Origin of the sequence: Microbispora catharanthi (assembly GCF_006334915.2) — a bacterium.
GTDB lineage: Bacteria > Actinomycetota > Actinomycetes > Streptosporangiales > Streptosporangiaceae > Microbispora > Microbispora catharanthi.
In genome coordinates, this window is sequence record NZ_VDMA02000025.1 from 96,398 (window position 1) to 108,217 (window position 11,820).

An 11,820-nucleotide genomic window follows, 5' to 3' on the forward strand; every position below is an offset into this window, starting at 1 on the left:
CTATTTGATCTCATTTGAGTTGTTTGTCCTCTTCAAGACTCCCCTTTCCGCTTTTTGTCGGGGTATTCGTCCCGGCGCTCTCAGGAGAGGAGATCCTGGAACGCCCGGAGCACGCGGGGGAGGGACCGCAGGGCGCCGTTCACGTGGTCCACGGCTCCGACGTCCACCAGGCGCACCTCGGCCCCGCCCGCCGCCAGGTCGTCGCGGCACAGCCGGGAGTTGGCGATCGCCACGTCGCGGTCGCCCCGGGAGGCGTACAGCGTGACCGGGACCCGGGGCCGCCAGCCGGTGCAGGTCGTGTCGCCGGTGCGCAGCGCTTCGAGGAAAGCGCCGGTGGGCTGCCTGACCAGGTCCATGAACTCGCCGGTCAGCAGCTCGGCCGGACTCGCCGGGAGCGCGGCGGCGATCTGCTCCTCGGTGTGCAGCCCGTCGAAGAGCCCCTCCACCGTCGTGTCGTACGGCGCGCGGAACGCCTGGCCGGGCGTGTCGTACAGGTGGTGGAGGCGGTTCATCGAGGTGATCCAGTACGCGAGGTAGAACGTCGCGGTGTGCGGCTCGATGTCCCCGGACAGGACGGCGGGCAGCTCGGCCCGCTCCACGGCGTACGGCCCGCTGATCGGGGCGAGCGCGGCGAGCCGGAGACCGGGCACGGCGCCCTGCTGGAGCGCGCGGCCCAGCGCCATCGCGGCCTGCCCGCCCTGGGAGAAGCCGGTGACCATCACCCGGCCGTCGAGGGTCCGGCCGTGCCGGGCGGCGAGATCGCGGGCGGCGCGCAGCAGGTCGGCCGAGGCCGTCACCTCCGACGCCGTGTCCATGTACGGGTGCCGGCCCGGCCCGAGGCCGAGACCGAGGTAGTCGGGCGCCAGCCCCGCGAAGCCGGCGGCGGCGAACATGACGGGCACCAGCCGGCCGTCGCCGTCCGCCGAGACCGACGGCGCGTAGCGCTTGGTGGGGAGCGTCCCGTGCTCGTAGACCGCGAACGGCAGGCGCCCGTCCCGGGAGCGGGGCAGGGCCACCACGCCACTGGCGGTCGTGGGCGCCCCGTCGGTGCCGATGGTCCGGTAGACGACCCGGTGGACGTCGACGCCGAGCGGGTGCTCCGGCGCGGGGAATCCGGCGGCGCGCAGGGTGGCGGAGACCTGGGCGGGCGACAGCCGGTCGAGGCGGGTCGCCGACACGATCGCGCCCCGCGGGGCCTCGGCGGCGACCGCGGTGACGGCGGTGGCGGCGGGCCGGGTGATCGCGGCGGAGGCGGTGGCGGGAACGGAGAGCACGGTGACCGCCAGGGCGGCGCAGGCCGCGGCGGCGAGGAGTCGCTTGGAGAGGGGGTTTGTCATGGCGATGACGGTAGGTTCCGGCGGTGATCACAACCCATCCCGCGCACCGCCGAAACCATGGTGGGGAATCCCCTACCTCACTCGTTAGCGCGCGTTCGGCGCGCTTGACCCTGTGACGGCTCGCTCGCGTCCTGGCAACGTGAACTACACTGTTCGAGTTGCTCGGGAACGTCGGCTCAGGGAGCACAGGAGCGGAAATGGCAGCCACACCGCGCGGCGCCGGTGACAGGTCGCGGTCCGCGCAGCGCCCCGCGGCGCAGGCCGAGCGGCGAGCCGACGCCCGGCGCAACATCAGGTCCATCCTGGACGCGGCCCAGCTTTGCCTGGCCCGCGACGCCGACGCCAGCGTCGCCGACATCGCCAAGGCGGCGGGGGTCGGCCGGGTCACGCTCTACGGGCACTTCAAAACCCGGGCGGATCTCGTCGACGCCGTCCTGACGCGCACGATGGAGCAGTCCGACGCCGCGCTCGACGCGACCGACACCACCGGTGACCCCTGCCAGGCGCTGACCCGGCTCGTCGGCGCCTCGTGGCAGATCGTCCACCAGTTTCACTCCGTGCTTCAGGCCGCGCAGCGCGAACTGCCCCCGGAGCGGATCCTGGCCGTCCACGACCGGACCCTGCAAAGGGTCCAGGCGATCATCGATCGCGGGCGACGCGCCGGCGCCTTCCGCGACGACCTGCCCGCGAGGTGGCTCGTCACGACCGTGTTCAGCCTGATGCACGCCGCGGTGGAGGACACCGCCGCCGGCAGGCTGGACGCCGACGACGCCGCGCGGGTCATCTCGGCGACGCTGCTCGCCGCCCTCACCGCGCCCGGCAGGGCCGTGCCCACGCCGGCCCCGTAACCGCCGACGTCACCGGTCCGCCCTGGCCGCGCACCCTTATGCCGCGGCGGCGCGGCTCGGCATGGTCTCCGCCGGATGACCTCTCAAGGCGCAAGACCTCCTCACCGCCGTGCCGCGACCGCGCACGCCTCTTCCCGGTGACAGCGACCTGGAGACTTCGCCACCCAAACCCGAACATTTGCGTACGACTTAGGTGCTAACCTGAAACCTGAACATGGTTGTTCAGGTTAACTCCCGAATCGTCAACACCTTCCACCGGCTCGGCGGCGCACTCGGGGTCGCCGTCCTGTCCACCGTCGCCGCCTACGGCACGACCGGCGTCACCCTGGCCTTCCCGGTCGGCGCCGTCGTCGCGTCGGCCGCCGCCGCGCTGAGCGCGTTGGTCGTGCCCGCGAGGGCCGCACGCGTCGGCGCGGCGCCACACGCCCCGCCGAGTCGCGCACCAGACGCGCACCCGCAATGCAACGAGATCCAGGAGAACGACGATGAGTACCCACCGCTCGGCGCACGATGACGCCGGCACGACGACACCGCCCCGGCCCCTCCGCCACCACGGCGCCGAGGACGACACCCGGTACGTACGGGGGATGGTGAGGCTCACCGCGATGATCGGGGGCCCGTTCTTCCTGCTCACCGTCATCCTGCACCCGGCCCGGGACGGGCACGACATCGCGGCGGGCGCCCAGTGGTATGCCTTCACTCATTCCATGGAGGCCATCAGCCTGCTGGTCCAGGCGACTTGCCTGGCCGGTGTCCTGGCCCTGGTCATGAACAGGTTCGGTCCGCGCGGACTCACCACGCTGTACACCGCGCTGGTCGGGACCATGCTCTGGTTCGGTCTGATCGTCTTCGACGGCGGCCACAACCCGGTGACGGCCAGGTACGCGCCCGACCTCGTGCACACCTCCAAGGACATCGACATCGAGGGCGGCATCATCGTGCTGGCCGCGAACATCGTCTTCCCGCTGGGATACGTGCTGCTCGCCCTGCTGCTCAACCGGTACGGACAACGGTGGACCGGCCTGCTCCTGGGATTCGGCGGCGTCGTCTACGCGATCGGCGGAACCGCGTCCCTGTTCGGCTTCGGACCGCACTCGGTGATCACATCCGTCATCGAGATCATCGGCGCCGCCCCGTACGCGTTGGGTTACGTGCTGCTCGGCCGCACCTTCGGACGGGTCTGAAGGAGGCGCCCATCAGAGACCGGCAACGGAAGCACGGAGGACCAATGGACACGACCGTATTGGACGGCGGCCGCATCATCACCTGCGACGAACGCGGCACCATCGCCGAGGCCATCGCCATCCGCGACGGCCGGGTGCTGGCCGTGGGCGACAGCGACACCGTCCGCGCTCAGGCCGGGACCGGCGCCCGGGTGGCCGACCTGGGCGGCGGCATCGTCATCCCCGGCCTGATCGACACCCACCCGCACCTGATGCACTTCGGCGCGCTCGCCGAGCCGCTGGTCGACCTCACGGACGCGAGCTCCCACGAGGACATCGTGGCCCGGATCGCCGCCCGGGCGGCCGTGACCCCACCGGGTGAGTGGATCATGACCACTCCCGTCGGCGAACCGCACTACTTCATCCGCCGGTCCTACCGCGATCTGGTCGAGGGCGTCCTGCCGCACCGCGACGTCCTCGACCGCGCGGCGCCTCGGCATCCGGTGTTCATCCAGGCATGGGCACCGGTGGTACCGAACGTCTGCGCCATGAACAGCCTCGCGCTCGACCTGCTGGACATCAGCCACGTCACGCCGGATCGCGTCGGCGACGTCTGGATCGAGAAGGACCCGGCCGGCCGCCCGACCGGACGCCTGCACGGCTCGGTGACCAACTACTACTGCGACGACCCGTTCATGAACGGCCTGCTCCGCCGGCTTCCGCTGCTGCAGCCCGAGGCGATCGTCCCCGGGACGCGGCGGGCGATGCGCGCCTTCAACGCCCTCGGCGTCACCGCCGTGTACGAGGCGCACCTGATGACCTTCTCGCTCATCGAGTTCTACCGGTCGCTGCGCGACCAGGACCAGCTCACCCTCAGGGTGCTGTGCTCCCCAGAGGCCGAGCCCTTCGGGGTGGTGTGGAGCGACCCGTTGCAACCCCCCGGCTATCGGGAGCGGCTGGACCGGGCTCGCGACCTCACCGACCGCTCGGATCGGATGTTCCGCGTCGACGGCGTCACCGTCTCGCCGTACGGCCCGTGCTGGCCGGGATTCGCCCGCATGCGCGAGGCATACCAGGACCCGTACGGCAGGCAGACCCGAGGCCGGTCCACCGTGAGCCCGGAAAAGGTCGGTCAGGCGATCCGGTACTGCCACGAGAAGGGGGTGCGCCTCAACATCGTCACCTCAGGCCAAGCCGAGATCGACGGCCTGCTCGGCCGGCTCGAAGAGCTCGGGCACGTGCCCCTGACCACCGACGGCCGGGCCTGGCTGCTGCAGCACTTCTCCTTCGCCGAACCCGACCTGGTGCGACGCGCCGCCGCCCTCGGCCTCGACATCACCACCACCATGTCATTCTCCTGGGGCAAAGGAGAGCTCGTTCGCGAACGGTTCGGCGACCACCTGCTCCCCGACTTCATCCCCCTCGCCCGGCTCCTGGACGCCGGCCTGCACGTCGCCGCCGGCACCGACTGGGGACCCAAGAACGTCTTCGAACACATCGCTCTGGCCGTCGAACCCCGCTATGCCGCCAGCGGCAACGCCGCGGCGACCCCCGGTATCAGCCGCCGCCGGGCACTGGCCATGTGGACCAGCGAAGCCGCCCACGTCCTTCGCTGGGACGACATCGGCTCGCTGCGACCCGGTAACCACGCCGACCTGGTCATCCTCGACCGCGACCCGCTCGCCTGCCCACTCGACGAGCTTCCCGGCACGCAGGTGATCACCACCATGCTCGGCGGTAAGACCGTCACCGGCCCGGACCCCGCGGAGTGACTCACCTCTCCTCTTCACAGCGGCAGCGCGCTGTGACCCTTGTCACGCATCAATCCGAACACTGATGTACAACTTAACTGCTAGAGTGAAACTCGAACATAGTTGTTCAGGTTAGTCGGGGGTCGTGTCACGCCCGCGATCGCGGTTGACGCATTCCCCCGCGACCATCCCCGCCACATGAGACTGCCTGCCTATAGGGAGGTGAATTGCCATGACGTCGTTCCCCAAGGGCTGGTTCCCCGCCTAATCAGGCATGACCCAAGAAGTTGATCTCAGTCCGATTCGGTCACGAGATCGTCGTGCCGGGTCCGAGGGGCAGAATGCCGTGGCCGTCGTGCCGCCCCTCGGATCCGGCTTCGGCGCCCGCGGATGCCTGCTGTGACCGTCATGACAGGGAAAAGCGAATCTCCGCATGGCAGAGCCCTCCTCCACGACCGAATCCCAGGACGCCTCAGCGGCCTCACGAAGCCGAGCACGCGTCAAAGCCGGATACGGCGCCGTGTTCGCGGTCAAAGAATTCCGGGCGATTTTCACGGCCCATGTCCTTTCCATGCTGGGAAGCGTCTTCGCCGACGCCTCGCTGGCCGTGCTGGTATTCCGGCAGACCGGTTCGGCGCCGCTGACCGCGCTCGTCCTCGCCCTCGGCTTCCTGCCCTACGCTCTCAGCGGGATCCTGCTCTCCGGTGTCGCCGACCGATACCCCGCCCGCCGGGTGCTGGTGGCCTGCGACCTGCTCTCGGCCGGCTGCGTGACGTTGATGGCCGTTCCGGTGACTCCGCTCGCGGTGTTGTTCGTCCTCCGCTTCGCCGTCTCGATGATGTCGCCCCTGTTCACCGGCACCCGGGCGGCGAGCCTGGCCGACATCCTGCCGGATGACTTGTACGTCCTGGGCCGCTCGCTGGTGCGGATGGTCTCGCAGGGGTCCCAGATCATCGGCTACGGACTCGGCGGATTGGCCCTGGTATGGCTGTCACCCCGCACCGCGCTTCTCGTGACCGTCGCGACCTTTCTCGGTTCCGCGCTGCTCCTGCGTCTCGGCACGCGCGGCCGCCCGGCCCGGGCATCGGGGGGCGGGGCGATGATGCGCGCTTCGATCGCCTCCACCCGGTCGTTGCTCGGCGCCCCCCGAATCCGGGCGCTGCTGCTGATGTGGTGGATCCCGCCGATGTTCTTCATCGTCGCCGAAGGAACCGCCGCGCCTTTCGCGGACGCCGCGGGTGCGGGCTCGGCGGGGTTCGGGCTCATCATGGCCGCGATGCCCGCGGGAACCGCGGCGGGCGAGGTGCTGGCCGGCACCCTGCTCGGGGCGGCCGCCCGCGAGCGGATCGCGCTGCCGCTGGCAGCGGGGTCGATGCTGCCGATGGCGGCGTTCGCCGTCCATCCGCCGTTGCCGCTCGCGGTCGCGCTCCTGTTGCTCACCGGGCTGTGCGCCGCCTACACGCTCGGCATGGACCAGTGGTTCGTACACGCGGTGCCTGCGACGGTGCGGGGCAGCGCCATGTCCCTGCTGGGCGCCGGGCTCATGACCCTCCAGGGGCTCGGCGTGACCGCCGGCGGCGCCGTCGCCGCGTTCATTCCTCCGTACGCGGTGATCTGCGGAGCCGGTGCGGCCGGGACGGCCTGTATGTTCGTCATCCTGCGATCGGTGCGCGCGACGCGGACGACGGCGCCGGCCACGGACGCGGAGACGTAGACGCGAGACCCCGCCGCCGTCTCCACCGCCGCTACGAACGTCGGCGCCATCGCTGCCGCCCCTATTCGCCACCGCCGTCTCACCGAATGAGACGACGTTTAAAGGGCCGCCTTCCGCGGCTCGCCGCGGTAGGTGCCGAACGACCAGAGGTTGTCCTCCGGGTCGCGGACGACGAACTCGCGGGAGCCGTAGTCGGTGTCGTACGGCTCCTGGACGACCCGCGCCCCCGCGGCGGTCGCCCGGGCGAACAACGCGTCCGGGTCGTCGGTCACGGCGTACGCGCCGAACGAGCCGGGGGTGAGGCTCCACTTGTCGTCCGGCGTGTCCCGGACGCTGCCCAGCATGATCCCGCCGCCGTGCGGCCAGGAGAGCTGGGCGTGGTCGACGCGGTCGCCCTCGCCGTACACGGCGGTCTCCTCGAAGCCGAACGCCTCGTCGAGGAAGGCGATCAGGGCGCGTGCGTTCCTGGCCCGCAGCGTGGGCCATACCTGCGGTGCTGGTGTGGTGTCGTTCATGCCACCGAGTCTGGCGAGCCGTCCCCCGCCCCGGCTTGGACGTTTCGGAACAGCTCACTGCCATGGCCGCCCTCCTCGGCCAGCCACCGGCTGGGGGAGCACCCGGCGAGGGCGCCGAACTCGCGGGCGAGGTGCGCCTGGTCGTAGAACCCGCACTCGGCCGCCGCGTCGGCCAGCGTGCGCCGCCGTCCGGACGCCACCGCGCCCCGGGGCTGGTAGTGGACGCGGAGCAGGCGGCGGACCCGGTCGAACCGCACGACCCGCGCCGCCTCCTTGGGGGACAGGCCGATCTCCTCACGGAACCGGCCGTTCAGGTGTCTGGTGCTCCAGCCCACCTCGCGGGCGAGACCGGACACGGTGACCTGCCCGCCGGCGGCCAGCATCCGCCGCCACGCCCGCGCCACCTCGGCCGGATGCGCCCGCGTGGGGCGGGCGTGGCGGGACAGGACCGCGTCGAGGACCGCGAAGCGCTCGTCCCAGCCGGGCGCCTCCAGCAGGCGCTCGCGCAGCTCGCCCGCCCGCCGGCCGAGCACCTCGGCGCCGTCCAGGTCGAGCCCCGACAGCTCCCCGGCGGGCAGCCCGAGCAGGGCCCGCGCGCCGAGCGGCGTCAGCGCGAGCTGCACGCCCGACTGCCGCCCGTCGTGCGTGATCAGCGCGGGGCTGGTGTGCAGCCCGCCGATCAGCGTGTCGTACGACCCGGGCGGGGTGCGCGGATCGGGGTGCGCCGCGACGACGAGCGGGTCGTCGAGCGTGACGATCACCGTCAGGTAGGGCGACGGAAGTCCGCGGTGCGTGGCGGGCGGGACTCCGGCCTCGCGATAGCCGGTGTACCACGCGACCAGCGGACGCAGCGCTGGAGCGGGCCGCCGGTGCAGGAAGCGTGACTCTTCGCGCTCTTCGCGCTCGTCCGCGTCCGTCGTCCGTCGTGTCCGCGCCGCCATCGACTGGTCCTCCTTCCCGCTCTCCCAGTCTCCACGAAGGGGAGCGCGGCGGCCATCGGGCGAGGACGGCCGCGGGGGACGCGGTGCGGGGACGCGCCCGGCCGGGCGGCCGGGGCCCTCGGCACCGTCAGGCGGCCCCGGCGGCTCCGGCTCCGGCATCCGGGGCCCCTTCGGCCCCTTCGGCGTCGAGGTCGCGGGACAGGAGGTCCGCGAGGGCGGCGAGGGCCTCCTCCGCCCCCGGGCCGTCGGCCTCCAGGGTGACCTCGGTGCCGTGCCCGGCCCCGAGGGTGAGCACGCCCAGCATGCTGTTGGCGGGGACGACCTTCCCGTCGCCCACGCGGATGCGCACGGGCACCGCCTGCCGCGCCGCCGCCTCGACGAAGATCTTGGCGGGGCGGGCGTGCAGGCCGGAGCGCGAGGCGACCGCCACTGTCCTTTCCGGCATCGTGTTCCTCTCAGGGCTTGATTTCAAAGCTCGGCTTCGGGGCTCGGCTTCAGGGCTCGATGGTGACCTTGATGGCGGCGCCGCGGGCGACGACGTCGATGGCGTCCATGACCTCGTCCAGGCCGAGGCGATGGGTGATCAGGTCGGCGACCGGCACCGCTCCGTCGGCGATGAGCCGCAGGGCGCGGGCGTTGTGCGCCGGGCTTGACCCGTTGGCGCCGACGATGGTCAGCTCCCGGTAGTGCACCAGGTTGGAGTCGCAGGCGATGATCGGGTCGTCCTTCGGCAACCCGCCGAAGAAGCTGATCCGGCCCTGCCGCGCGGCCATCTGCAACGCCTGCCGCTGGGCCGCGCCGGAGGCCGCCGCCGTGATCACCACGTCGGCGCCCCGGCCTCCGGTCAGCTTGAGCACCTCGTCCACGAGGTCGGTCTCTCCCGAGCAGATCGCCGCGTCCGGCCGTACGAGGTCGGCGGCCATCGTGAGGCGTTCGGCGTTCAGGTCGGCGAGGAACACCCGGGCCGCGCCGCGCGAGCGGGCCAGCCGCACGTGCAGGCAGCCGATCGGGCCCGAGCCGACCACGACCACATCGTCGCCCTCGCCGACGCGGGCCAGTTCCTGCCCGTTGAGCACGCAGGCGAGCGGCTCGGCGAGGGACGCCTCGGCGAACCCCACCCCGTCGGGGATGCGGTTGAGCCCGTCCACGGCGAGCACCTTGGCCGGCACGACCATGTACTGCGCGAAGCCGCCGTCGTAGTGGTAGCCCATCGACTCCTGGTTGGGGCAGACCGTGAGGTGGCCCCGGCGGCACTCCTCGCACCGGCCGCACGGGATCGCGGCGATCACCTGCACCCGGTCGCCGGGGCTCCAGCCGGTGACGCCCTCGCCGAGCTCCACGATCTCCCCGGCGATCTCGTGGCCCATCACACGGGGCGGCCTGATGTGGTGGTGCCCGAACCGGTAGATCTTCACGTCCGTGCCGCACGTCGAGCAGTTGCGCACGCGGATCTTGACCTCGCCGGGGCGGGCGACGGGCTCGGGTACCTCCTCCAGGCGGATGTCCCCGGGAGCGTGGAAACGGGCGACTTTCACTCGGAGTCTTCCTCTCCGTCCGGTTGCAGCAGGTAGATGACCTCGTCGACCTCGGTGGCCGCGCGCAGGGCCGCGGCGCGGTCCGGGTCGAGCAGGATCTGGGCGAGCTGCGACAGCAGGCGCAGGTGGCCGTCCCCGCGGGCCGCGATGCCGACGCACACCGTCACCCGCTCGCCGTGCCAGTCGACGCCCTCGGGGAAGCGCAGCACGCAGACGGCGTCGTGGCGGACCGCCTCCTTCGAGGTCAGCGTGCCGTGGGGGATGGCGACGCCCTCGCCGACGTACGTGGAGATCGACCGCTCGCGTTCGAGCATGGCCTCGGTGTAGCTCCCGTCCACCGCGCCGACCTCCTGGAGGACCGCTCCGCACTGCCGGATGGCGTCCTCGATGTCCGCCGCGGTCGCGGCCGTCCGTACGGCGCGGGGATCGAGGGGGAGCGGGGCCGTGCCGGCCCGGTCAGCCATCGATCGTGCCCCCGTTCTTGATGGCGGTGACGACCCGTCCCACGGCCGGGTCGCCGATGAAGACCTGGAACGGCACGAGCACGACGCCGGGGGCGCTCGCCCTGGCCCGGTCGGCCAGCCCGGTGTGGCACACGATCACGTCGGCGTCCCCGGGGATCGAGTTGACCGGGGTGTGCTCCACGCTGACCGGGGTGCCCTTGAGTTGCTTGCGCAGGGTGCTCGCCAGCATGACGCTGCTGCCCATGCCCGCGTCGCAGGCCACGATGAGCTTGCGGACGTCCTTGCCCTCGATGCTGGACACGGTTCTACGCCTCCTTGGTGGCGGGCACGCTCTCGGCCGCCGTCTCGCCGGTTGTGTCGCGGTTCTCGTCGCTCGTCATGGTGATGTCGTCGGTGTCGCCCGGGATGGCGTCCTGCGCCGGGTCGTCCGCCTTGTCGCCGTTGGCGCGGCCGAAGCCCAGCAGCGCGGCGGCGACGGCGAAGGAGACGGCCGTCGCGACCACGATCCCGGCGATCACGCCGAACCAGCCGCCCTTCGGGGTCACCGCCATGTAGGCGAAGATGCTGCCCGGCGACGGCGTCGCGACCAGGCCCGCCCCGGTGACCAGGAAGGTGAGCACGCCCGAGGCGCCGCCGGCGATCACCGCGAGGATCAGGCGCGGCTTCATCAGCACGTACGGGAAGTAGATCTCGTGAATGCCGCCGAAGAAGTGAATGATCATGGCGGCGGGGGTGCTGGGACGCAGTGACCTCGGGCCGAACAGCAGGTAGGCGATCAGCAGGCCGAGGCCGGGGCCGGGGTTGGACTCCAGCATGAACAGGATCGACTTGCCGTGCTTGACCGACTCGGCGACGCCCAGCGGCCCGAGCACGCCGTGGTTGATCGCGTTGTTGAGGAACAGCACCTTGGCCGGCTCGATGATGAGCGAGGCGATCGGCAGGAGAGAGTGGGTGATGAGCCACTCAACGCCGCTGCCCGCCACCTCGGTGACCTTCTCCACGACCGGGCCGATGGCGAGGACGCCGGCGATCACCATCACCGCGCCGACGATGCCGGCGGTGAAGTTGTCGACCAGCATCTCGAAGCCGGCCTTGGTCCGCTCGGCGGTGAACCTGTCGACGTACTTGAGGATCAGCGCGGCCAGCGGGCCGATGATCATCGCGCCGAGGAACATCGGGACGTCCGCCCCGACGACCACGCCCATCGTGGCGACGGCGCCGACGACCGCGCCGCGCTGGGCGTGGACCATCCGGCCGCCGGTGTAACCGATGAGCACCGGGAGGAGGGTGCTGATTATCGGGCCGACGAGCTCGGCGAGTGTCTTGTTCGGCAGCCACCCGGTCGGGATGAACAGGGCCGTGATGAGGCCCCAGGCGATGAATGCGCCGATGTTGGGCATGATCATCCCGGCGAGATGGCCGCCGAAGCGCTGGATCGTGGCCCGCACACCGGTGCCGTTGACGGTGGGGGTATAGGGCGTGGCCATTGACGTGCTCCTTCCGGGGCGACCGGCCTGGCTGGCCGGTTGGTGGGGGGTGGCGCTCATCCCCC

General features: G+C 71.6%; 13 protein-coding genes. 5 read left to right on the plus strand and 8 right to left on the minus strand.

Going from position 1 to position 11,820, the window contains the following annotated elements; translation table 11 throughout:
- Positions 1-80: 80 nt before the first annotated feature.
- Complete coding sequence (locus FH610_RS35115) at positions 81-1,337, minus strand: hypothetical protein (RefSeq protein ID WP_139579542.1); 1,257 nt, start codon at positions 1,335-1,337, stop codon at positions 81-83.
- 197 nt (positions 1,338-1,534) lie between these two features.
- Between FH610_RS35115 and FH610_RS35120 the strand changes: the two genes are divergently transcribed.
- The 5 genes from FH610_RS35120 to FH610_RS35140 all read left to right on the plus strand — a co-directional run bounded on the left by FH610_RS35120 (position 1,535) and on the right by FH610_RS35140 (position 6,813).
- Positions 1,535-2,185, plus strand: coding sequence for a TetR/AcrR family transcriptional regulator (locus tag FH610_RS35120; protein ID WP_139579543.1), 651 nt, complete (start codon positions 1,535-1,537; stop codon positions 2,183-2,185).
- Positions 2,186-2,399: 214 nt separating this feature from the next.
- Positions 2,400-2,699, plus strand: coding sequence for a hypothetical protein (locus FH610_RS35125; protein ID WP_139579544.1), 300 nt, complete (start codon positions 2,400-2,402; stop codon positions 2,697-2,699).
- Positions 2,671-3,369 (plus strand): hypothetical protein, encoded by a 699-nt coding sequence (locus FH610_RS35130; RefSeq protein ID WP_139579545.1) that lies wholly within the window; start codon positions 2,671-2,673, stop codon positions 3,367-3,369. The genes FH610_RS35125 and FH610_RS35130 overlap by 29 nt, the downstream gene beginning before the upstream one ends.
- 44 nt (positions 3,370-3,413) lie before the next feature.
- Positions 3,414-5,120, plus strand: coding sequence for an amidohydrolase (locus FH610_RS35135; RefSeq protein ID WP_139579546.1), 1,707 nt, complete (start codon positions 3,414-3,416; stop codon positions 5,118-5,120).
- Positions 5,121-5,532: 412 nt separating this feature from the next.
- On the plus strand, positions 5,533-6,813 hold the full coding sequence (locus FH610_RS35140; protein WP_139579547.1) for an MFS transporter: 1,281 nt from the start codon (positions 5,533-5,535) through the stop codon (positions 6,811-6,813).
- A gap of 98 nt (positions 6,814-6,911) precedes the next feature.
- Here FH610_RS35140 and FH610_RS35145 read toward each other — a convergent pair whose 3' ends face one another.
- The 7 genes from FH610_RS35145 to mtlA all read right to left on the minus strand — a co-directional run bounded on the left by FH610_RS35145 (position 6,912) and on the right by mtlA (position 11,755).
- Positions 6,912-7,328 carry a VOC family protein gene (locus FH610_RS35145; RefSeq protein ID WP_139579548.1) on the minus strand — a complete coding sequence of 139 codons (417 nt, stop codon included), beginning with the start codon at positions 7,326-7,328 and terminating at the stop codon, positions 6,912-6,914.
- Complete coding sequence (locus FH610_RS35150) at positions 7,325-8,269, minus strand: helix-turn-helix domain-containing protein (protein WP_139579549.1); 945 nt, start codon at positions 8,267-8,269, stop codon at positions 7,325-7,327. The genes FH610_RS35145 and FH610_RS35150 overlap by 4 nt, the downstream gene beginning before the upstream one ends.
- Before the next feature lie 127 nt (positions 8,270-8,396).
- On the minus strand, positions 8,397-8,714 hold the full coding sequence (locus FH610_RS35155; RefSeq protein ID WP_139579550.1) for an HPr family phosphocarrier protein: 318 nt from the start codon (positions 8,712-8,714) through the stop codon (positions 8,397-8,399).
- A 49-nt stretch (positions 8,715-8,763) separates the two neighbouring features.
- A complete protein-coding gene (locus tag FH610_RS35160; RefSeq protein ID WP_139579551.1) occupies positions 8,764-9,804 on the minus strand; it encodes a zinc-dependent dehydrogenase in 1,041 nt (346 codons plus the stop codon).
- Entirely contained in the window at positions 9,801-10,268 is a 468-nt protein-coding gene (locus FH610_RS35165; protein ID WP_139579552.1) for a PTS mannitol transporter subunit IIA, read from the minus strand. The genes FH610_RS35160 and FH610_RS35165 overlap by 4 nt, the downstream gene beginning before the upstream one ends.
- A complete protein-coding gene (locus tag FH610_RS35170; protein ID WP_139579553.1) occupies positions 10,261-10,569 on the minus strand; it encodes a PTS sugar transporter subunit IIBC family protein in 309 nt (102 codons plus the stop codon). Before FH610_RS35170 ends, FH610_RS35165 begins: the two co-directional genes overlap by 8 nt.
- Positions 10,570-10,573: 4 nt before the next feature.
- Positions 10,574-11,755: a mannitol-specific PTS transporter subunit IIC gene (mtlA, locus tag FH610_RS35175; RefSeq protein WP_139579554.1), complete on the minus strand. Its 1,182-nt coding sequence runs from the start codon at positions 11,753-11,755 to the stop codon at positions 10,574-10,576.
- Positions 11,756-11,820: the final 65 nt, after the last annotated feature.

What these genes read in the sequence shown, in the direction of transcription:
- FH610_RS35120 (WP_139579543.1), top strand. Translation starts at nt 1,535, where the DNA reads ATGGCAGCCACACCGCGCGGCGCCGGTGACAGGTCGCGGTCCGCGCAG.
- FH610_RS35145 (WP_139579548.1), bottom strand. Translation starts at nt 7,328, where the DNA reads ATGAACGACACCACACCAGCACCGCAGGTATGGCCCACGCTGCGGGCC.
- mtlA (WP_139579554.1), bottom strand. Translation starts at nt 11,755, where the DNA reads ATGGCCACGCCCTATACCCCCACCGTCAACGGCACCGGTGTGCGGGCC.
- FH610_RS35150 (WP_139579549.1), bottom strand. Translation starts at nt 8,269, where the DNA reads ATGGCGGCGCGGACACGACGGACGACGGACGCGGACGAGCGCGAAGAG.
- FH610_RS35165 (WP_139579552.1), bottom strand. Translation starts at nt 10,268, where the DNA reads ATGGCTGACCGGGCCGGCACGGCCCCGCTCCCCCTCGATCCCCGCGCC.
- FH610_RS35115 (WP_139579542.1), bottom strand. Translation starts at nt 1,337, where the DNA reads ATGACAAACCCCCTCTCCAAGCGACTCCTCGCCGCCGCGGCCTGCGCC.
- FH610_RS35130 (WP_139579545.1), top strand. Translation starts at nt 2,671, where the DNA reads ATGAGTACCCACCGCTCGGCGCACGATGACGCCGGCACGACGACACCG.
- FH610_RS35125 (WP_139579544.1), top strand. Translation starts at nt 2,400, where the DNA reads ATGGTTGTTCAGGTTAACTCCCGAATCGTCAACACCTTCCACCGGCTC.
- FH610_RS35135 (WP_139579546.1), top strand. Translation starts at nt 3,414, where the DNA reads ATGGACACGACCGTATTGGACGGCGGCCGCATCATCACCTGCGACGAA.
- FH610_RS35155 (WP_139579550.1), bottom strand. Translation starts at nt 8,714, where the DNA reads ATGCCGGAAAGGACAGTGGCGGTCGCCTCGCGCTCCGGCCTGCACGCC.
- FH610_RS35140 (WP_139579547.1), top strand. Translation starts at nt 5,533, where the DNA reads ATGGCAGAGCCCTCCTCCACGACCGAATCCCAGGACGCCTCAGCGGCC.